Genomic DNA, 18,685 nt, shown 5'->3' on the forward strand with positions numbered 1-18,685 from the left:
AAGAGCTACATCCCCTGCATATTGTAGGATTCGCCAGGGATGCGGACGGTCAGGCTTTCCAGCTTCTCGTCCAGCACGATCTGGCAGGACAGGCGGCTGGTGCGCGTCGCGGCGGCGGCGAGGTCCAGCATATCCTCTTCATCCTCGCTCGCCTTCTTGAGCTTGGGGAAATCGGCGGCGTCGACGATGACGTGGCAGGTGGAGCAGGCCATCTGCCCTTCGCAAGTGCCCTCCAGCGGCTGTCCGGCGGCCTGGGCGATATCCAGCAGCACCGATCCGGCCGGTGCTTCGACTTCCTGTTTATTCTCCCCATCCGCGCTGATGAAGATGACCCTTGTCATGATGCGACGTTCCCCGCTTTGTCATGGCGCCCATATTTGGGCTGCCTTGTTCATTATACCCGCGGCATCCTCCAGTTCGGTCAGCGTCGTGTATCGGCCGAAGCCGATCCGCACCGATCCACGCGCCTCCGCGTCTGAAAGGCCGAGTGCGCGCAGCACATGGCTAGGCCTCCCGGACCCGCTTGCGCAAGCACTACCGAGCGAAAAAGCGACATCGCGGCATTCCGACAACAGCCGCGCGCCGTCGACTCCGGCGCGGCGGAGGTTGAGATTGCCGTGATAACGGTGGGTTTCGCTGCCGTTGAGGGTCCATTGGAAGAAGAGTTTACGCGCCGCCAGCCACAGCATATCCACATGGGCGCGGTCGGCTTCGGCCCGCTCGCGCATCAGGCGGGCGGCGGCGGCGAATCCGGCGCAGAGGGCTGGTGAGAGGGTACCGGAACGCAATCCGCCCTCCTGACCGCCGCCGTGGATGATGGGGGTGAGGGTTACGCCGTCGCGGAGCCAGAGCGCGCCGATCCCCTTGGGGCCGTGAATCTTGTGGGCGCTGATCGCGACCATGTCGCATTGGGGCGGGATGGGGATGCGGCCATAGCCCTGCACCGCGTCGCACAGGAACAGGGCGCCTGCCCGATGAGCGAGTTCCGCCAGTTGCGCGATGGGCTGAATGACGCCGATCTCGTTATTGACAAGCATGGCGGCGACCAGCGCGACGCCGGGGCGGATGGCTTTTGCGGCTTGATCGAGGTCGATCAGTCCATCGGGACCGACGGGGAGTATGGTGACGGCGCGCCCCGTCCTGCCTTGGGCCTCCACCGTGTCGAGGACGGCGGCATGTTCGGTGGCGATGGTGACGATGCCGCCTTCGGGCGCGCCCTGTATCGCCATATTCAGTGCTTCGGTCGCGCCGGAGGTGAAGAGCAGGCGGCCGCCTTCGGGAAGGAGTTTCAGGATTTCAGCGCGGGCCACCTCGACCTGCGCGGTGGCGGCGCGGCCCAGCCGGTGCGGGCTGTGGGGATTGGCGAACTGGTCGCGGAGCAGCGGGACCATCGCGTCGAAGGCTTCGGGCGCGAGCGGCGTCGTCGCCTGATAGTCGAGATAGATGGTCATCAGGCGCGAGCAGCCATCTTGGTCCAGGCATCGATGAAGCGGTCTATGTCGGCTTCATCGGTCGCGGGACCAAAACTCACCCGAATGACTTCGCTCGCCTCCGCTTCGTCCCAGCCCATGGCGCCCAGGACATGGCTGGTCTTGAGCGAGCCGGAGGAGCAGGCGCTGCCCGCCGAAACGGAAATGCCCGCCAGGTCGAATTGGATGAGCTGGGCGCGGGCGGACAGGCCAGGCATGCGGTAGCTCGCGATATTGGGGATGCGCGGGGCGTTTCGGGCGACGATCCGGCCGCCGGACGCTTCGATGGCGGCGTCGAGCTTGGCGCGAAGCGTGGCGGCCTTGGGGAGCCAGTCGGTCCGGGCTTCCAGCGCCGCCGCCATGGCAAGAATGGCGGGCAGGTTTTCAGTGCCGGAGCGGTAGCCCTGCTCCTGGCCGCCGCTGGGGTCGATCAGGGTGAGGTCTTTGATCAGCAGCGCGCCGACGCCGGGCGGGCCGCCGAATTTATGGGCGCTGACGGCGATCATATCGGCATCGGGGAGCGGGAGTTTGGCGGCGCTCTGGGCGCAGTCCGCGAAGAGAATGACGCCCTCGCGGTCGATGGCGTCGAGGGGCTGGATGACGCCGGTTTCGTTGTTGACGTGCTGGATGGCGAGCAGAACCCTTTCGTCCGTTCGCCCTGAGCTTGTCGAAGGGCCTCCCTTTTCTTCGGAAGGGAAGTGCAGGGCTTCGACAGGCTCAGCCCGAACGGGGGAGAGAGTGGCGAGACCATCTGACGTGACTTCCAGACGCCCGGCTCCTGGCGTGACGCGCAGGACCGAATCATGTTCGACAGGCGATGTCAGGATGCGGCCTGTCTTGGCGCGGCCCAGCCCGATGGCGATGGCTTCGCTGGCGCCGGAGGTGAAGATGATCTGGCCGTCCCAGCCCAGCGCCGCGCCGATGCGGCGGCGGGCATCCTCCAGCGCGGCGCGGGCGGCGCGGCCGTCGCCATGCGGGCTGGACGGGTTGGACCAGCTTTCCAGCGCCCCGACCATCGCCGCCTTCGCCTGGGGCAGGATGGGCGTGGTGGCGGCGTGATCCAGATAGAGACGGTTGGAAGCCACGGACAGGAAACACTCATTGATTGCGGAAATGGTGGCGACTTCTATATAGGCGGTCTGTCGCGCAGCGCCAGCACTGGCTTTTGCGCCCTCTCCATTCGCGGCTCGCCCTGTTTCGGGTTGGGCCGCCCAGAACCATAACAGGTGCCATGCCCGACGTTATTTTCCCCGGTCCCGAAGGTCGCCTCGAAGGCCGCTTCAGCCCCCCGCCCCGTCCCCGCGCGCCCGTCGCGATGATCCTGCACCCGCACCCGCAGGGCGGCGGCACGATGAACGACCGGATCACCCAGGCGCTCTACAAGACGTTCGTGCGGCGCGGTTTTGCGGTGTTGCGGTTCAACTTCCGCGGCGTCGGCCGCAGCCAGGGCACGTTCGACAACGGCATCGGCGAGTTGTCGGATGCCGCCGCCGCGCTCGACTGGGTGCAGAGCTTCCATCCGGAGGCGCAGACCACCTGGATCGCGGGCTTCTCCTTTGGCGCGTGGATCGGCATGCAGTTGCTGATGCGGCGGCCGGAAATCCGGGGCTTCATTTCGGTCGCGCCGCCCGCGAACATGTATGATTTCTCCTTCCTGGCGCCCTGCCCCTCTTCGGGCATCATCGTGCAGGGGACGGCCGACGAGGTCGTGACCGCCAGCGCCGTGCAGAAACTGGTCGACAAGCTGCGCACCCAGAAGGGCATCACCATCCATCACGACGAAATCCGTGGCGCGAACCACTTTTTCGAACATGAACTGGATCAGTTGATGAAGTCGGTCGACAATTATCTCGACATGCGGCTGTCGCCGGATTCGCCGATCCGTTGATCCCGGTTCGAATTTGAGGATTTGGGGCTGCTTCGGCGGCCCCTTTTTCTTTTTGAGCCGTTGCGGTGAAGTCAGGATTGAGGCGACTGAGGAATTTTGCGCTTGGTCTTATGGGCGCCGGGCTTTAGCCGCAAACCGCGATGAGTGAGCAGAAGAATGATGTCCGGCTGATCTGGAGCCGCTATTACAGCGCCTTCATACCCGCGCCTGCTGGGCCGGGCTTTATGGACCGGTTGAAGGCGGCGAGCGGGGCGATTGGCGGGATCGCCATTACCGGCCTGCTCTGCGGGCTGATGCTGGGGAACGGCATCGCCCATCCGTTGCTGATCGCGCCGATGGGGGCCTCGGCGGTGCTGCTCTTTGCCGTCCCGGCCAGCCCGCTGGCCCAGCCCTGGTCGGTCGTCGGCGGCAATGTGGTATCGGCTTTGGTCGGGATCGGCGTGGCGAATCTGGTCCCCGATCAGACCGTCGCCGCCGCATTGGCCGTGGGTTGCGCGATTGGCGCGATGTCGCTCTTCCGCTGCCTGCATCCTCCGGGCGGAGCCATCGCGCTGTCGACGGTGCTGGGGGCTGCCCATGGCCCGCCAGCCTATATGTTCGCCTTCGTGCCGATCGGGATGAATACCGCGCTGCTCGTGATCGTCGCGATCATCTTCCACCGGATAGCCGGGCATAATTATCCCCATATCGTGCCCAGGGCGCCCAGCGCGCATGACACCAGCGACCCCGCACCCATACTGCGCACGCCGTCGGAACAGGATATCGAGGATGCGTTGCATGCCTATGGCGACGCGCTGGACGTGGATGCCGCCGACCTGCAGGTGGTGCTGCACGAAGCGGAGATGCGCGCCGCCGAGCGGGCGCATGGCCGGCTGACCTGCGGCGAGATCATGTCCCGCGACGTCATCTCCGTACGCGAAGGCCAGCCGGTGGCCGAGGCGCGGGAACTGCTCCACCTCCGGCGGCTATTGTCCTTGCCGGTGCTGGACAAGGCCGGGCGCGTGCAGGGCGTGGTCGGCCCGCTGGATCTGGCGCGGCAGGGCGAGCAGGTGCGCGACATCGCTTCAGCGCCCTATGTCGTCCATGCCGACACGCCGGTGGCGGCGCTGCTTCGACCGCTGACCGGCGGAGGACGGCGCGAGGCAATCGTGGTGGATGACGACCGGATGCTGCGCGGCCTGATCACCCAGACGGATTTGCTGACGGCGGTGGCTCGGCGGGCCTAGCGGCTGTTTTCCAGCACTTGCAAGTCCGGACCCGGAATGGCGGTGATGGCCACATTGGCGAACATCACCAGCCCCGCGACGATCATCAACGCGCCGCGCTTGCGGTCGCCCTTCCTGACGATGGCGTAGATGCCCCCGCCGGTGAGAGCGATGCCCGCAAGCATCAATATGGATAAAATCGTGCCAGCCATGAAGCAGGCCATAGGTGGGCGGGTGGACTGTGGCAATATCGCGGTTCACCTCCTATGAGGCGCGGGAAACGAATCAACTTTTTGAGTGATTGGACAACCGGCATTTGAAAATAGCCCTCGCTTCCGACCATGCCGCCGTGGACCTGAAGGCGGAACTCGCCGATTGGCTGCGCGCCGAAGGGCATGATGTCGACGATCTGGGTCCGGCGACGGCCGATCGGGTGGATTATCCCGATTTCGGCTACAAGCTCGCCGCGGCGGTCGCGTCCGGCGCGGCGGAGCGGGGCATCGCGCTCTGCGGATCGGGCATCGGCATCTCCATCGCCGTGAACCGCAACCCCGCCTGCCGCTGCGCCCTGGTGTCGGAACCGCTGTCCGCCGCGCTTTCGCGGGAGCATAATGACGCCAACGTCCTCGCCCTTGGCGCGCGCCTGACCGGCGTGGACATGGCGAAAGCCTGCGTCGCCGCTTTCCTATCCACCGATTTCGGCGGTGGCCGCCATGCCGGCCGCGTCGATAAACTCTCCCAGCCCGCGCTTTAAGGAGCCTGCCCTATGAGCACCGCAACCATCGACCATCTTTCCGACATCCGTTCGGAAGGCTATTTCACGCGCAGCCTGGCCGATGCCGATCCGGCAGTCTTCGCGGGCGTCACCCATGAGCTGAAGCGCGAGCAGAACCAGATCGAACTGATCGCTTCGGAAAATATCGTGTCGAAGGCGGTGCTGGAGGCGCAGGGTTCGGTCTTCACCAACAAATATGCGGAAGGCTATCCGGGCAAGCGCTATTATCAGGGCTGCGCGCCGTCGGATGAGGTCGAGCAGTTGGCCATCGACCGGGCCAAGCAGATCTTCAACTGCGGCTACGTCAACGTGCAGCCCCATTCGGGCGCGCAGGCGAACGGCGCGGTGATGCTGGCGCTTACCAAGCCGGGCGACACCATCATGGGCCTGTCGCTGGACGCGGGCGGGCACCTGACGCATGGCGCAAAGCCCGCGCTGTCGGGCAAATGGTATAATGCCGTGCAATATGGCGTGCGCGAAGACACGCATGTGATCGACTATGACGCGCTGGAGGCCCAGGCGGTCGCGGCCAAGCCGACGCTGATCATCGCGGGCGGTTCGGCCTATCCGCGTCATCTGGACTTCGCGCGCTTCCGGGCGATTGCGGACAAGGTCGGCGCGCTGCTGATGGTCGACATGGCGCATTTCGCGGGTCTGGTGGCTGGCGGGGCGCATCCGACGCCCTTCGGCCATGCCCATATCGTGACCACGACCACGCACAAGACGCTGCGCGGACCGCGTGGCGGCATGATCCTGACCGATGACGAAGCCATTGCGAAGAAGATCAATTCGGCGGTGTTCCCCGGCCTTCAGGGCGGTCCGCTGATGCATGTGATCGCGGCGAAGGCGGTCGCCTTCGGCGAAGCGCTGCGGCCTGAGTTCAAGACCTATGCCCAGGCCATCGTCGCCAACGCCCAGGCGCTTGCCGCCAAGCTGGAGCAGCGCGGGCTGGCCGTGGTTTCGGGCGGCACGGACACGCATCTGGCGCTGATCGACCTGCGTCCCTACGGCATTTCAGGCAAGGATGCGGACGAGGCGCTGGAGCGCAGCTTCATCACCTGCAACAAGAATGGCGTGCCGGGCGACCCGTTGCCGCCGACCAAGACCAGCGGTATCCGCGTGGGTTCGCCCGCAGGCACGACCCGCGGGTTTGGCGTGGCGGAGTTCGAGGCGATTGGCGACATGATCGCTGACGTTCTGGAAGGGCTGCGCGATCATGGCGAGCATGGCGATGCGGCGGTCGAAGCCAATGTGCGGGAGCGCGTCTCTGCCCTCTGCGCCCGTTTCCCGATCTACGAAGGATAAGGTCGCTTGCGCTGCCCCTTTTGCGCCCATGACGACAGTCAGGTGAAGGACAGCCGCCCGACGGAGGATGGCGCCGCCATCCGCCGTCGGCGCCAGTGCGAAGCCTGCGGCGCGCGCTTCACCACCTTCGAACGGATACAGCTTCGCGACATCTGGGTGGTGAAGAGCGAGGGGCGCAAGGAAGCCTTCGACCGCGACAAGCTGGCGCGGTCGATCGGCATCGCGTGCCGGAAGCGGCCGATAGACCCCAGCCGTCTGGAAAAGCTGATTTCCGGCATCCAGCGGCAGTTGGAGACGTCCGGCGATGGCGAAGTTCCGGCGCGGGCGATTGGGGAGATGGTGATGGACGGGCTGAAACGCCTGGACAGCGTCGCCTATATCCGCTTCGCAAGCGTGTACAAGGACTTCACCGATGCACGGGACTTCGAGGATTTCGCCTCGACCGTGAAGGAAGTCGGGAGTGATTGACCCCGCCCCGCTCGCCCTGAGCGAAGTCGAAGGGCCCTGCCGAGCGGAGCGAGGCCGCTGATCCGCCAATGGCTTTCTACACCTATATATTGCGATGCTCGGACGGCTCCTATTATACGGGCCATAGTGACGACCTCGAAACGCGGGTCGCGCAGCATCAGTCCGGTTCCATAAAAGGCTACACGTCCGACCGGCTGCCGGTCGAACTGATGTGGTCGGCGGAATTCGCAAGCCGCGCGGAAGCGTTGGCGGCGGAACTCCAGATCAAGGGCTGGTCCCGCAAGAAGAAGGAAGCGCTCATTGCGGGCAATTGGGAAAAGCTGAAGAAAGCTTCGATATCCCATTCTTCGCCTTCGCTCAGCAAGACCCTTCGACTTCGCTCAGGGCGAACGGAGGATGGAGTTGGAGTCACGGCCCCGGTGAACGAAATTATGGATAAAATTGCCTCCCCTCCCCCCGTCATCGTCCTCGTTCGCCCCCAGCTTGGCGAGAATATCGGCAAGGCGGCGCGGGCCATGCTGAATTTCGGGCTGGTCGAGATGCGGCTGGTATCGCCGCGCGACGGCTGGCCCAATCCGGATGCGGGGCCGTCGGCGGCTGGCGCGGATGTCGTGCTGGACAAGGCTGAGGTCTTTGAAACGCTGGCCGATGCGGTGGCGGATTGCGCCCATGTCTATGCCACCACCGTGCGCAAGCGGGGCGTGACCAAGCCCGTCGTGACGCCAGAAGAAGCCGCACGGGAAATCCATGCCGCCGCCGGACGCTCCGCCTATGTGTTCGGGCCGGAGCGGTCGGGGCTGGAGACCGAGGATGTGGCGCTGGCGCGGAAGATATTGACCGTGCCGATCAATCCGGAATTCGGGTCGCTCAACCTGGCACAGGCGGTGATCCTGTGCGCCTATGAATGGTCGAAACAGGCTTCGCTGGAGCAACCCACTGTGGTCGATCTGGGCGAACCGGCTCCACAGGTAGAGCTGGAGGGGATGATCGGGCAGTTCGAGACGCTGCTGGAAGGCGCGGGCTATTTCTTCCCGCCGGATCGGGCGCCCGCGACCAAGCGGACCTTGCGCAATCTGCTGACCAAGCCGGGCTGGAACCATCTGGAGGTCCGGACCCTGCGCGGAGTCTTGTCGGCGCTAGGCAATCCGCGATCCCGCTAAGCGCAATGCGTTCCTGCCGTTGAACTGGGCTCCTGCCTTCGCAGGAGCACGTCAGCCCTTGAGGCTATCGAACTCGCTCATCTCATAGGCGATCGAGGCTTCGACCAGCCGATCCCACAGGTCGGCGATCACATCGCCCGGCGCACCCAACCGTTCCGCCTCAGCGCGAGCATTTGCGATCACCTCGGCCTTCCGCACTTCGTCGCGGACGGCGCCGCGCTCTGGCTTGATCCGGGCGGCGGCGCGCATATGGGCGAAGCGCTGGTCGAGCAGGGCGACAAGCTGGCGGTCGATTTCGTCCACGCCTGCGCGGACCTGAGCCATGGTCGTGTAGCTTTCGGGGTTCATGGCCCGCTGACTAAGCCCGGAAACAGGCGCTGTCGAGGGTTGACATCACGTCATCGCTTCGTCATAGGCGCCGCTTCGCGATTGGCCCCGTATCCCGGTGAAACGGTGGCCCTGCCCCTGAAATATGGATCGTAGGCGATACCGGGGAAACATTCACCCTTCCCGAAAAGTGGGAACCGGTTTTCGGATCAGAAGGGTGAACAAACGTTAAAAGCAGTTGTTAAGGAATTATCATGTCGAAGCGTTCCAGCGCCAAGTATAAACTCGACCGCCGCATGGGCGAGAATATCTGGGGTCGCCCCAAGAGCCCGGTCAACAAGCGCGAGTACGGCCCCGGCCAGCACGGCCAGCGCCGCAAGGGCAAGATGTCCGACTATGGCATCCAGCTCCGCGCCAAGCAGAAGCTGAAGGGCTATTACGGCGACATCACCGAAAAGCAGTTCAAGAAGAGCTATATCGAGGCGGCCCGCATGAAGGGCGACACCGGTCAGAACCTGATCGGCCTGCTGGAGCGCCGCCTGGACGCCGTCGTGTACCGCGCCAAGTTCGCGCCGACCATCTTTTCGGCCCGTCAGATCGTTTCGCACGGCCACATCTATGTGAACGGCGTGAAGTGCAACATCGCCAGCCGTCTGGTGAAGCCGGGCGACGAGATCACCCTGGGCAAGAAGGCGCAGGAAATGGCGCTGGTTCTGGAAGCGCAGAGCCTGCCTGAGCGCGACATTCCCGACTATGTGTCGCCCGATGGCGCCGCGAAGATCACCTATGTCCGCGTTCCGTCGCTGGACGAGGTGCCCTATCCGGTGAAGATGGAACCGAATCTGGTGGTCGAATTCTATTCGCGCTAAGATTTCGGTCTTACGAAGTACGGAAAGGCGGTCCTTCGGGGCCGCCTTTTTTGTTTGCGCCCTCACCCTTGTTTGACACGCGGCCAACTGGCATCAAAGGACCATTCGCCGTCTTTTCAAAGGCCTTGCCATGCGCGCGCTTTTCCTGACCTCTCTTCTCGCCCTTGCCAGTGGCAGCGCGATTGCCGCGTCTTCCGACGGCGGCCCTTCCATCGACACGGTGAAGGAGGTGGTGAAGGAAATCTCCTCCGACGCTTATGAAGGGCGCGCGCCGGGGACGGTGGGGGAGGAAAAGACCCTCGCCTATCTGGTCCAGCGGTTCGAGGCGCTGGGGCTGAAGCCCGGCAACAAGGGTAGCTGGTTCCAGGACGTGCCGCTGGTGGAGATCGACGCGAAGAATGTGTCGCCGCTGCGGTTCACCGGGGGCAAGAGCGCGGTTTCGGCCAATTACGGCCCGGAAATGGTGGTCGCCACCTATCGCACCGGGCAACCGCATATCGAGGTGAAGGACAGCCCCGTCGTCTTCGTCGGCTATGGCATCAACGCGCCGGAGAAGAAGTGGAACGACTATGCGGGCGTGAACGTGAAGGGCAAGACGGTCGTCATCCTGGTGAACGATCCCGATTACCAGACGCCGACGCTGCGCGGGCCGTTCAACGGGCGGGCGATGACCTATTATGGCCGCTGGACCTACAAGTTCGAGGAAGCGGCGCGGCAGGGCGCGGCGGCGGCGATCATCGTGCATGACACCATGCCCGCCGCCTATGGGTGGAATGTCGTGCAGTCGAGCTGGACCGGCGCGCAGCATGTAGCGGACAGCGCCAACGGCAATGCCGACCAGTCCGCCGCCATCGGCTGGATCCGGAAGGACAAGGCGGCCGCCCTGATGGCCAGCGCGGGGCTGAACCTTGACGCCCTGATGGCGGCGGCGAAGAAACGCGGGTTCAGGGCGGTGCCGCTGAAGGGCGTGAAGGCCAGCGTCTCCTTCGACAATGCCATTCGCAAGCATAGTTCGAAGAATGTCGTCGCCCTGTTCCCCGGCAAGACGCGACCCGGGGAATATGTGCTTTATGCGGCACATTGGGACCATCTGGGCCATTGCGAGGCAGCGCCGGATGGGGACGACATCTGCAACGGGGCCATCGACAACGCCACCGGAACGGCGGCTCTGGTGGCGCTGGCAGAGGCGAATGTGAAGGCCGGGGCGACCGACCGCAGCCAGGTCTTTCTGGCCGTGACGGCGGAGGAGTCGGGGCTGCTGGGATCGGCCTATTATGGCAATCATCCGGTCTTCCCGCTTGGGCAGACGGTGGGCGGGGTCAATATGGACGCGCTCAGCATGGCCGGGGTCGCCAAGAATGTCGTGGTGATCGGCAAGGGCAAGTCGCAACTCGACGCCTATCTGGACCGGGCGCTCGCCTCGCAGAAGCGGGTCGCCAGCCTGGAGCCGACGCCGGAAAAGGGATTTTACTACCGCTCCGACCATTTCAGCTTCGCCAAGCATGGCGTGCCGATGCTCTATTTCGAGGGCGGGCAGGATCTGGTGAAAGGCGGCCCTGCGGCGGGCGCGAAGGCGGCCAAGGATTATGAAGAGCATCATTATCACGGCCCCAAGGACGAATATGATCCCAAATGGGACTGGAGCGGCGTGAAGGCGGACCTGAAGCTTTATTATGATGTCGGGCGGGCGCTGGCGAACACGACCGATTGGCCCAATTGGATGCCCGGCGACGAATTCCGCGCCATTCGCGACAAGAGCCGGGCGGGGAAGTGACGGCCTTTTGCGGCACTTGTGAACATTAGCGGACGCTCCCAATCCTCCCTACGCGCAGCGTGGGGAGGGGGACCGCTCGCGAAGCGAGTGGTGGAGGGGAAATGGCGTGACCTGCGTATCTTCCCCTCCACCAGCCTCCGGCTGGTCCCCCTCCCCATCTCCCGATGGGGAGGAATAGGATGGGTCCGCTTCCCACCCTTCCCCGCCATTCGCCATAATACCTCTGGAATGCGGTGCGCGATCCTGTAGAGGGCGCGGTGGACACGCCGCAAACAGGAGCCAAGCCCATGACTTTCCGTATGCCCGCCGAATGGGCGCCGCATGACTGGACCTGGATCGGCTTTCCCACCAATCCGCAGGAATGGCCCGGCGCTTTCGACGATGCGCGGCGGCAGATCGCGGATTTCGCCAGCGCGCTCCATGCCGATGGCAAGGGTGAGGAAGTACGGCTCGTCTGCGCCCATGAGCGCGACGCGGATGTTGCCCGCGGGCTGGTCGCGCCGGGCGTCACCGTCATCGTGCAAAAGCTGGGCGATGTATGGCTGCGCGACACCGCCCCCATCGCGGTGAAGCGGGGCAACGAGCGGGCGCTGGTGGATTTCGGCTTCAACGGCTGGGGCGGCAAATATCAGATGCCGGGCGATGAGGATATCGGCGCGCGGCTGGCGGCGACGACGGGCCTGCCCACCTCGACCCAACATTGGGTGTTCGAAGGGGGCGCGGTCGACACCGACGGCAACGGGCTGTTCGTGACGACCGAGCAATGCCTGCTCAATCCCAATCGCAACCCGGAACTGGACCGGGGGAAGATTGAAACATTGCTGGCCGGATCGCTGGGGCTTTCCGACATGCTGTGGCTAGGCGACGGATTGCTGAACGATCACACCGACGGCCATGTCGACAATCTGGCCCGCTTCGTGGCGCCGGGCGTGCTGGCGCTGCCCGAAGCCAGTACGGAGGATGACCTCAATGCGGCCATCTATGCCGATGCGCGGGCGCGAGCCAAGGCCTTCGGCGTGGAGGTGGCGTCCATCCCCTCCCCCGGACGCGTGGTCGTGGATGGTGAGGTCATTCCGGCCAGCTACATGAATTTCGCCATCGGCAACGCAGCCGTCATCGTCCCCATCTATGGCCAGCCCAACGATCAGGCGGCGCTGGACGCGTTCAGGCCCTTCTTCCCCGGCCGGGAGATCATCGGACTGCGCAGCGACGCCATTCTCTCAGGCGGCGGCAGCTTCCATTGTTGCAGCCAGCAGATGCCGTCCGCCTGAGCGGGCGTTGATCGCAGGGTTGCGCGGTCGCGATCCTGCTCTATCTCCTCAGCATGGCCGCCCGCACGGGCATCCGATTCCAGGGTTTCGAACATGACCAAAGTCACCGTCGCCGCGCTCCAGCTCGCCTTTTCGGACGACAGGGCGGACAATATCGAAATGGTCGCGGGCCATGTCGTGAAGGCGGCTGCGCGGGGCGCGAGGATCGTCCTGCCGCCCGAATTGTTCGAAGGCCCCTATTTCTGCAAGGTCGAGGATGAAGCGCTGTTCGCCAACGCCCTCCCCCTGGACGAGCATCCCGCGGTGCAGGAAATGCGCAAGGTGGCCAAGGCGGAAGGCGTCTATATCCCCGCCAGCTTCTTCGAGCGGGACGGGCATCATTATTACAACTCGCTCGCCATGATCGACGATGAGGGCGAGATTATGGGCGTCTATCGCAAGAGCCACATTCCCGATGGGCCGGGCTATGAGGAGAAATATTATTTCCGTCCCGGCAATAGCGGCTTCAAAGTGTGGCAGACGAAGTTCGGCACCGTCGGCGTCGGCATATGCTGGGACCAATGGTATCCCGAAACGGCGCGGGTGATGGCGCTGATGGGCGCGGAGATGCTCTTCTACCCGACCGCCATCGGATCGGAGCCCTATGATGCCGACCTCGACACCAGCCGCATGTGGCGGCGCGCCATGATCGGCCACGCGGTCAGCAACTGCATGCCGGTGATCGCCGCCAATCGCATCGGGGAAGAGGACGGCCAGAAATTCTACGGCCACAGCTTCATCGCCGACCAGTGGGGCGATTTCGCGGCGGAGGCAGGCGCGAAGGACAATGGCGCACTGGTGGCGACGCTGGACCTGGAGCAGGCCAGGATGCACCGGGCGGGCATGGGCTTCTTTCGCGACCGGCGGCCGGAGCTTTATGCGCGGATCGCCCAGGATATTTGACAAAGCAGCAGGAGAAAAAGGATGACCGTTGCCCGCCACTATATCATGCATGCGAAGGAAGGCATGGACGCCGCGCTGGAAACCGCCTTGCGGACGCTGGCCGATGCGGTTCGGCCGGTGCCGGGCTGCGAAGGCGTGGAATTGCTGCGGGACATCGGCAATGAACGGCGCTTCGTCCTGATCGAGCAATGGGTCGATATCGACGCGCACAAGGCAGCCGCGGGAAGTCTGGACAAGGGCGTGTTGGCGCCGATGATGGCGGCGCTCGACGGGCCGCCGGACGGGATCTATCTCGACTATCTCATTCGCTGAGCGCCACCGCCCGTTCGAATACGGCTTCGAACATGTCCGCTGTCAGGCGGCCGGTATTCTGGTTGTAGCGCGAGCAATGATAGCTATCGATCAGGATCTTGCCGCTGGGCATGCGATGCTCGGCCAGATGGGCGAAGCGCGCCTTGGGCAGCTTGCCGCCCAGCGCCTTCACCGCCGACTGGTGCGCGATCTGGCCCAGCGCGACGAAGACCTGCGCATGGGGCAAGGCCGCGACCGCCGGTTTCAGGAAGGCGCGGCAATTATGGACTTCCTCCGGCAGCGGCTTGTTCTGCGGCGGCAGGCATTTGACGGCGTTGAGGATGATGGCGTTACGCAATTTCAGCCCGTCGTCCGCTCGCGCTTCATAGGTTCCTTCCGTCAGGCCGAATTTGCCGAGCGTCGCGTAAAGCAGGTCGCCGGCATAATCGCCGGTAAAGGGCCGGCCGGTGCGGTTCGCGCCCATCTTGCCGGGCGCAAGGCCGATGATCGCTATCCTGCCCAACGGATCGCCGAAGACCGGAACCGGCGCATTCCACCAGTCGGGATGCTCCACCCGGTTTTCGCCGCGAAAGGCCACGAGGCGTGGGCAAAGCGGACAGTCGTGCGGCGGTTCGCTTTGCGGGATAGGGCTTTGCAGCGTCATGACGACGCGATAGGCGCTGTCGGATGGTGAAGACAAGCATTCGTCATATCTATGCGCTCGCATTGGGATCGAACCGGCCGCTGTCGGCCCGGCTGACGCCTGAGCGCTTGCTGCAGGAGGCGGTAGGCAGGATCGCGGAACTGGGCACGGTTCTGGCGGTCGCTCCGATCATGAAGACGCCGCCGCTGGGGCCGTCGCGGCGGATTTTCGCCAATGGCGCGGTGCTGGTGGAGAGCCACCTGCCGCCTGAGGCGATGCTGCTGCACTTGCAGGCGGTCGAGCGCGGCCTGGGACGCCAGCGGTTCATGCGCTGGGGGGCAAGGCGTCTGGATATCGACATCATCCTCTGGTCCGGCGGGCGCTGGGACAGCCGTTCGCTGCATATCCCGCATCCGACTTTCCGGGATCGGGACTTCGTGCTGACGCCGCTTTGCGCGGTCGCGCCGGAATGGCGCGACCCGGTATCGGGGCTTTCCATGCGCCATTTGCGATTCCGCCTGCGAAAAGCGATTTCTGGAGGTTGACCAGCCGCATCGCCGCCTCTAGTGCGTGCGGACCCCAGCGTATGAGGGCCCTTAGCTCAGTCGGTAGAGCAACTGACTTTTAATCAGTAGGTCACTGGTTCGAATCCAGTAGGGCTCACCATATTTTCTCTTTGTTTTGATGCTTTTATGGATCGCAGCAGCGACGCTTCGCCTCCGACGCCTCCTACGAGCACCGGTTGAACACCGTAAACGCCGCCGCGAGCACCGATTTCCTTATCCTATTTATGGAGCGGTCTGGACTGCCTTTGGGGCCTTTGCTACCTCTCACCCATGTGGCGCTTTGACCAAGGACGACTAGGATACTATTCCTTCGATCAAATTCGCAAACACGCGAAATTCGCTGTCGCGAATGATCTCGCGGCGGCAGGCCATGCTGATTTGGGCGCTGCCACAGGCATCGGTTACCCTCCAATAAAGGTTGGGTACGAGCAGCCATGGCGTAATTATGGGCGCACCTTCCGTTTGATGCGCATCGTAACGCAGCCGGGTGGCCGAAACACGCCTGCCGTGCCGACGACGGTTGCCCATCTTTTGGCGCAAGATGGTCAGGTAACGTCCGACGATTTCTTCCATTTCTGGGCTCAATCGTTCACCGATCCCGACCCAGCCTTTTCCCAGGAGTGGGAACCCACTACTGATCCGAAGTTTCCCCTCGTCTTCGCACTCAAATTCCTGCTGATCCGGGCAAACTCCGGCATCGATACGTCCAGCTACGAAGAGATCATAGCGGCATACTCACAGACCGGTTTCAACGGGGATGAGGATGTCTCAGCCTTCTTCAAGATTGCCAGTAAGGCATGGACGTTGCCGGGCAACCTAACTAATGCTGAGAGGGACTTGGTTCGCCAAGCGCGCGAGAGCATCCTTGTACTCAGCCCATTATCTTATCTAAACTTCAATTCTAAGGATGTCACAGTGTCGCTGAATGTCGACTTTTCGTCGATCTTCGGTTCGTTGAACGGCATCCGTGACATTGGAGCCGACGATCGAGAGAGTGAACTCGTCGGTTTAGCGGATTTGTTCGCATCTTCGATCGCCGACCTTGACCTTGAGCAGTCGAGTTCGCTCTTTGACGAGACCGTCGAGGCGGGCTTCACCGAGGGCACACGGGTCGAGAAGACCCACATCGTCCTCGAACGCAACTCAGCGATCCGCAAAGCCTTTTTCGACAGAAACCCGACTACCACGTGCGACTTCTGCGACCGGGACACAAACAACGAATTTCCCTGGTCAGATCGTGTACTTGACATCCACCACGTGTTACCGCTTTGTTCTGGCACGAGGTCCGACAAGGACGGCACGGTCTTAGGGGACTTGGTCGCTGTCTGCCCGACCTGCCATCGCGCCGTCCACCGCTTCTACACGCAGTGGCTGAAGGCTAAGGGCAAGAAGGATTTCGCGGACGCTGAGGAGGCTCGTGCCGTCTATGACGAGGCCAGAAATTTAAGGAACGACACATGACAGCTGCGCAACCCAAGGCTCGGATCGAACAGGATGAGTATGGTCAACAGCTGAATTTAATCAGGGCCGCCGAGGGCACAGAAGGCGATCTGGCTAGCGTACTGGGGGATGCCGGCTGGAGCTATGACGACCTCGTCTATGAACGGTCCAGAGAAAAAAAATGGTCCGGTGGAGCGCCTACCCGACTCACCGATTTCCCGAAGCTGGTAAAGAAGGTCCCGCTGGTAAGCTTCTTCACCGGCTGCGGCGGCATGGACCTCGGATTCGAACAGATCGGGTTCGATAACGTCGCTGCATTCGAGCATAATGAGATATTTTGCCGCACCCTGCGCAAGAACCGGCCCACCTGGAAGGTCTTTGGCCCTCCATTCGGCAGCGGCGACGTGTCAAAATACGAGGAAGTTGTGCAAAACCTTGAGCCGCTGATCGACGCGCCATTTGAAGGCGTCTTCATCGGCGGCCCCCCTTGTCAGCCGTTCAGCATTGCGGCCAACCAAAGGTTCTCCAGGGCTGGAGAAAACTTCAAGCGGGTCGGCTTTGCCCATGAAAAAAACGGCAACCTTCTATTCGACTACGTGCGCCTCATCATCCGCTTCAAGCCGAAGGTCTTTATCGTAGAAAACGTCCCGGGCCTTCGCGATCTTGATGGCGGCGAACAATTAGCTGCTGCGATCGAGCTTCTCGAAGAAGCGGGCTATGTCGTGAATGATCCGACTGCTCTCAATGCCGCCGATTATGGCGTTCCGCAGTTCAGAGAACGCCTATTCGTGGTTGGGTCGCGCACCAATGGTGAGTTTAACTTACCCGCCGCCATGCCGCATGTCGGGTGCGCGAGCGTACTTAGTCAGGTTCCAGTCGGCTTGCCCAACCATGAGACACGGTCGCATAAAGCAGGATCGATCGAGCGTTACATGCGCCTCGGCTATGGTCAACGCGATCAATTAGGTCGGGTCGACCGTCTCGACCCCACATTGCCATCGAAAACAGTGATCGCGGGCGGGACGAACGGCGGTGGCCGATCACATTTGCATCCTGAAATACCTCGGACGCTTAGCGTCCGCGAATGTGCTCGCCTGCAAACTTTTCCAGATGATTTTGTCTTTCTCGGACCTACAGCGCGACAGTTCACTCAGGTAGGAAATGCCGTGCCGCCGGTGCTGGCTGCCACTTTGGCAACCGCCATATCCCAAGCGTATTTCGCCATGGATGAGGTGGCTAGCTAGAGCAAAAATGCCCGCCATCCGATTTTAGAGCCATGCCGGACACGCTGTCGCCTGAACAACGCTCCGCAAGAATGGCTCTCATCCGCCATAAGAACACCAAGCCAGAGCACACTGTCAGGAGAATTCTGCACAAGCTCGGGTATCGTTTCCGCCTTCACGCCAATCTTCCGGGAAAACCAGACATCGTATTTTCGAAACGACGGATGGTAATCTTCGTTCACGGCTGTTTTTGGCATTCCCACGCCGCCCCATCATGCACAAAAGCTCGGATACCAAAGTCGAACCAAGCTTATTGGGTGCCCAAGCTACGCAGGAACACGGAAAGGGATATGAATAATATCACTCAGTTAGAATCGGAGGGATGGCAAGTGATGACGGTGTGGGAATGCCAGCTCCAACAGCCAGACCTTGCTGAACGATTGCGCGTCTTCTTAGGACCGCAGCGCCTCTAAATTCGTTCGACATGCAATCTATTAGATGGCAGTTCTAGCCTTGAAGTCATGATACCGCCTGAGAGCCGATCTCAAGTCAGATTGCACATTCTTTAAGCCAGACACCTTCGATACAGCACTGCAAAGAGCCTGCACGTCCGGTACGCTATCAAGTTCGATCGACAACGCCCTTTCCAGTCTACGGCATCGCGCAATGATGGAGCTAGCAGTCATTTCGCTCATGTCCGGATCATGAACGTTCAACAGAAACTCTCTAAATCCATCGCTATTCATCGCTACGGCTATAATTAACGACCGTCCAAAAGCAAGATGCTGGGATGAACGCCGAGGGCGTGGGCCATCTTAGCAAGAACGCTTATTTGTTGATTGCCACTGAGAGTTGACCCGGGAAGGGCCGATATTTCCACTGAGAAGTGACCCATGTTGAACTCACCCCTGGCTGGTAGTGTGCGGGATGTTCTGCAAAATCCATTGAGGATTTGAGCGGCCATGGCAGGCTGGTGATGTTCAAAGTCGCCAACCCCAATGGAGCCCCACCATGACCAGGAATGAGAATAGACCATCGATAGCGGCCGTCAAAGATTTGATGGGCGCGA

At 62.5% G+C, this 18,685-nt stretch carries 22 protein-coding genes and 1 tRNA gene; 16 read left to right on the top strand and 7 right to left on the bottom strand.

Translation table 11 applies throughout. The features are described from left to right. Window positions 1-5: 5 nt before the first annotated feature. From BV95_RS04270 to BV95_RS04280, 3 genes are read right to left on the bottom strand one after another with little or no spacing between them, the layout of a single operon-like run. The gene (locus BV95_RS04270; protein ID WP_037447861.1) at window positions 6-341 is read right to left on the bottom strand and encodes a 2Fe-2S iron-sulfur cluster-binding protein; all 336 of its coding nucleotides are present in this window, start codon (window positions 339-341) and stop codon (window positions 6-8) included. Between the two features lie 21 nt (window positions 342-362). Next, window positions 363-1,451 carry a cysteine desulfurase family protein gene (locus BV95_RS04275; RefSeq protein ID WP_037447864.1) on the bottom strand — a complete coding sequence of 363 codons (1,089 nt, stop codon included), beginning with the start codon at window positions 1,449-1,451 and terminating at the stop codon, window positions 363-365. Next, entirely contained in the window at window positions 1,451-2,554 is a 1,104-nt protein-coding gene (locus BV95_RS04280) for a cysteine desulfurase family protein (protein ID WP_037447867.1), read from the bottom strand. The genes BV95_RS04275 and BV95_RS04280 overlap by 1 nt, the downstream gene beginning before the upstream one ends. Window positions 2,555-2,700: 146 nt before the next feature. On the opposite strand from BV95_RS04280, the gene BV95_RS04285 reads away from it, so the two are divergent. Both BV95_RS04285 and BV95_RS04290 read left to right on the top strand, forming a co-directional pair. Continuing rightward, window positions 2,701-3,357, top strand: coding sequence for an alpha/beta hydrolase (locus tag BV95_RS04285; protein WP_007688785.1), 657 nt, complete (start codon window positions 2,701-2,703; stop codon window positions 3,355-3,357). 140 nt (window positions 3,358-3,497) lie between these two features. Continuing rightward, the gene (locus tag BV95_RS04290; RefSeq protein ID WP_037447870.1) at window positions 3,498-4,583 is read left to right on the top strand and encodes an HPP family protein; all 1,086 of its coding nucleotides are present in this window, start codon (window positions 3,498-3,500) and stop codon (window positions 4,581-4,583) included. On the opposite strand, the gene BV95_RS04295 is transcribed toward BV95_RS04290, so the two are convergent. Then, window positions 4,580-4,774: a hypothetical protein gene (locus BV95_RS04295; protein ID WP_037447946.1), complete on the bottom strand. Its 195-nt coding sequence runs from the start codon at window positions 4,772-4,774 to the stop codon at window positions 4,580-4,582. The two genes, BV95_RS04290 and BV95_RS04295, sit on opposite strands and share 4 nt — an antisense overlap. A gap of 104 nt (window positions 4,775-4,878) precedes the next feature. Between BV95_RS04295 and rpiB the strand changes: the two genes are divergently transcribed. From rpiB to BV95_RS04315, 4 genes are all read left to right on the top strand, one after another. After that, window positions 4,879-5,316: a ribose 5-phosphate isomerase B gene (rpiB, locus tag BV95_RS04300; RefSeq protein WP_037447948.1), complete on the top strand. Its 438-nt coding sequence runs from the start codon at window positions 4,879-4,881 to the stop codon at window positions 5,314-5,316. A 12-nt stretch (window positions 5,317-5,328) separates the two neighbouring features. Next, complete coding sequence (glyA, locus tag BV95_RS04305) at window positions 5,329-6,642, top strand: serine hydroxymethyltransferase (RefSeq protein WP_037447873.1); 1,314 nt, start codon at window positions 5,329-5,331, stop codon at window positions 6,640-6,642. A 6-nt stretch (window positions 6,643-6,648) separates the two neighbouring features. Next, entirely contained in the window at window positions 6,649-7,110 is a 462-nt protein-coding gene (gene nrdR / locus BV95_RS04310) for a transcriptional regulator NrdR (protein ID WP_013846586.1), read from the top strand. Between the two features lie 68 nt (window positions 7,111-7,178). Further along, window positions 7,179-8,270, top strand: coding sequence for a TrmH family RNA methyltransferase (locus BV95_RS04315; RefSeq protein WP_081873273.1), 1,092 nt, complete (start codon window positions 7,179-7,181; stop codon window positions 8,268-8,270). 51 nt (window positions 8,271-8,321) lie between these two features. On the opposite strand, the gene BV95_RS04320 is transcribed toward BV95_RS04315, so the two are convergent. Further along, window positions 8,322-8,618: a chorismate mutase gene (locus tag BV95_RS04320; RefSeq protein WP_037447876.1), complete on the bottom strand. Its 297-nt coding sequence runs from the start codon at window positions 8,616-8,618 to the stop codon at window positions 8,322-8,324. A gap of 233 nt (window positions 8,619-8,851) precedes the next feature. Between BV95_RS04320 and rpsD the strand changes: the two genes are divergently transcribed. The 5 genes from rpsD to BV95_RS04345 all read left to right on the top strand — a co-directional run bounded on the left by rpsD (window position 8,852) and on the right by BV95_RS04345 (window position 13,765). Continuing rightward, window positions 8,852-9,466 carry a 30S ribosomal protein S4 gene (gene rpsD, locus BV95_RS04325; RefSeq protein ID WP_013846583.1) on the top strand — a complete coding sequence of 205 codons (615 nt, stop codon included), beginning with the start codon at window positions 8,852-8,854 and terminating at the stop codon, window positions 9,464-9,466. 130 nt (window positions 9,467-9,596) lie between these two features. After that, window positions 9,597-11,240: a M28 family peptidase gene (locus tag BV95_RS04330; protein ID WP_037447879.1), complete on the top strand. Its 1,644-nt coding sequence runs from the start codon at window positions 9,597-9,599 to the stop codon at window positions 11,238-11,240. 287 nt (window positions 11,241-11,527) lie between these two features. Further along, entirely contained in the window at window positions 11,528-12,511 is a 984-nt protein-coding gene (locus BV95_RS04335; RefSeq protein WP_037447882.1) for an agmatine deiminase family protein, read from the top strand. A 93-nt stretch (window positions 12,512-12,604) separates the two neighbouring features. Further along, entirely contained in the window at window positions 12,605-13,453 is an 849-nt protein-coding gene (gene aguB / locus BV95_RS04340; RefSeq protein ID WP_037447885.1) for an N-carbamoylputrescine amidase, read from the top strand. A 21-nt stretch (window positions 13,454-13,474) separates the two neighbouring features. Continuing rightward, the gene (locus BV95_RS04345; protein ID WP_037447888.1) at window positions 13,475-13,765 is read left to right on the top strand and encodes a putative quinol monooxygenase; all 291 of its coding nucleotides are present in this window, start codon (window positions 13,475-13,477) and stop codon (window positions 13,763-13,765) included. On the opposite strand, the gene BV95_RS04350 is transcribed toward BV95_RS04345, so the two are convergent. After that, window positions 13,755-14,408 carry a uracil-DNA glycosylase gene (locus BV95_RS04350; RefSeq protein WP_037447891.1) on the bottom strand — a complete coding sequence of 218 codons (654 nt, stop codon included), beginning with the start codon at window positions 14,406-14,408 and terminating at the stop codon, window positions 13,755-13,757. The two genes, BV95_RS04345 and BV95_RS04350, sit on opposite strands and share 11 nt — an antisense overlap. A 23-nt stretch (window positions 14,409-14,431) precedes the next feature. Here BV95_RS04350 and folK point away from each other — a divergent pair, with 23 nt between their 5' ends. The 5 genes from folK (at window position 14,432) to BV95_RS04375 (ending at window position 18,089) form a co-directional block, all read left to right on the top strand. Continuing rightward, a complete protein-coding gene (folK, locus tag BV95_RS04355; RefSeq protein WP_037447894.1) occupies window positions 14,432-14,932 on the top strand; it encodes a 2-amino-4-hydroxy-6-hydroxymethyldihydropteridine diphosphokinase in 501 nt (166 codons plus the stop codon). A 45-nt stretch (window positions 14,933-14,977) separates the two neighbouring features. Continuing rightward, window positions 14,978-15,053, top strand: a tRNA-Lys gene (locus BV95_RS04360). Window positions 15,054-15,223: 170 nt separating this feature from the next. Continuing rightward, the gene (locus BV95_RS04365) at window positions 15,224-16,414 is read left to right on the top strand and encodes an HNH endonuclease (protein WP_037447897.1); all 1,191 of its coding nucleotides are present in this window, start codon (window positions 15,224-15,226) and stop codon (window positions 16,412-16,414) included. Beyond that, window positions 16,411-17,637 carry a DNA cytosine methyltransferase gene (locus tag BV95_RS04370; protein WP_037447900.1) on the top strand — a complete coding sequence of 409 codons (1,227 nt, stop codon included), beginning with the start codon at window positions 16,411-16,413 and terminating at the stop codon, window positions 17,635-17,637. Before BV95_RS04365 ends, BV95_RS04370 begins: the two co-directional genes overlap by 4 nt. Before the next feature lie 32 nt (window positions 17,638-17,669). Continuing rightward, window positions 17,670-18,089 carry a very short patch repair endonuclease gene (locus BV95_RS04375; protein ID WP_037447902.1) on the top strand — a complete coding sequence of 140 codons (420 nt, stop codon included), beginning with the start codon at window positions 17,670-17,672 and terminating at the stop codon, window positions 18,087-18,089. Between the two features lie 355 nt (window positions 18,090-18,444). Here the strand turns inward: BV95_RS04375 and BV95_RS24415 are convergent. Then, window positions 18,445-18,685 (bottom strand): hypothetical protein (locus BV95_RS24415; protein WP_214442604.1); only part of this gene is annotated, 241 nt, incomplete at its 5' end.

The sequence above is a fragment of the Sphingobium chlorophenolicum genome (genome assembly GCF_000722875.1).
Taxonomy (GTDB): domain Bacteria; phylum Pseudomonadota; class Alphaproteobacteria; order Sphingomonadales; family Sphingomonadaceae; genus Sphingobium; species Sphingobium chlorophenolicum.

What these genes read in the sequence shown, in the direction of transcription:
- BV95_RS04270 (WP_037447861.1), bottom strand. Translation starts at nt 341, where the DNA reads ATGACAAGGGTCATCTTCATCAGCGCGGATGGGGAGAATAAACAGGAA.
- BV95_RS04275 (WP_037447864.1), bottom strand. Translation starts at nt 1,451, where the DNA reads ATGACCATCTATCTCGACTATCAGGCGACGACGCCGCTCGCGCCCGAA.
- BV95_RS04285 (WP_007688785.1), top strand. Translation starts at nt 2,701, where the DNA reads ATGCCCGACGTTATTTTCCCCGGTCCCGAAGGTCGCCTCGAAGGCCGC.
- BV95_RS04290 (WP_037447870.1), top strand. Translation starts at nt 3,498, where the DNA reads ATGAGTGAGCAGAAGAATGATGTCCGGCTGATCTGGAGCCGCTATTAC.
- BV95_RS04295 (WP_037447946.1), bottom strand. Translation starts at nt 4,774, where the DNA reads ATGGCTGGCACGATTTTATCCATATTGATGCTTGCGGGCATCGCTCTC.
- glyA (WP_037447873.1), top strand. Translation starts at nt 5,329, where the DNA reads ATGAGCACCGCAACCATCGACCATCTTTCCGACATCCGTTCGGAAGGC.
- BV95_RS04315 (WP_081873273.1), top strand. Translation starts at nt 7,179, where the DNA reads ATGGCTTTCTACACCTATATATTGCGATGCTCGGACGGCTCCTATTAT.
- BV95_RS04320 (WP_037447876.1), bottom strand. Translation starts at nt 8,618, where the DNA reads ATGAACCCCGAAAGCTACACGACCATGGCTCAGGTCCGCGCAGGCGTG.
- rpsD (WP_013846583.1), top strand. Translation starts at nt 8,852, where the DNA reads ATGTCGAAGCGTTCCAGCGCCAAGTATAAACTCGACCGCCGCATGGGC.
- BV95_RS04330 (WP_037447879.1), top strand. Translation starts at nt 9,597, where the DNA reads ATGCGCGCGCTTTTCCTGACCTCTCTTCTCGCCCTTGCCAGTGGCAGC.
- BV95_RS04335 (WP_037447882.1), top strand. Translation starts at nt 11,528, where the DNA reads ATGACTTTCCGTATGCCCGCCGAATGGGCGCCGCATGACTGGACCTGG.
- aguB (WP_037447885.1), top strand. Translation starts at nt 12,605, where the DNA reads ATGACCAAAGTCACCGTCGCCGCGCTCCAGCTCGCCTTTTCGGACGAC.
- BV95_RS04345 (WP_037447888.1), top strand. Translation starts at nt 13,475, where the DNA reads ATGACCGTTGCCCGCCACTATATCATGCATGCGAAGGAAGGCATGGAC.
- BV95_RS04350 (WP_037447891.1), bottom strand. Translation starts at nt 14,408, where the DNA reads ATGACGCTGCAAAGCCCTATCCCGCAAAGCGAACCGCCGCACGACTGT.
- folK (WP_037447894.1), top strand. Translation starts at nt 14,432, where the DNA reads ATGGTGAAGACAAGCATTCGTCATATCTATGCGCTCGCATTGGGATCG.
- BV95_RS04365 (WP_037447897.1), top strand. Translation starts at nt 15,224, where the DNA reads ATGTGGCGCTTTGACCAAGGACGACTAGGATACTATTCCTTCGATCAA.
- BV95_RS04370 (WP_037447900.1), top strand. Translation starts at nt 16,411, where the DNA reads ATGACAGCTGCGCAACCCAAGGCTCGGATCGAACAGGATGAGTATGGT.
- BV95_RS04375 (WP_037447902.1), top strand. Translation starts at nt 17,670, where the DNA reads ATGCCGGACACGCTGTCGCCTGAACAACGCTCCGCAAGAATGGCTCTC.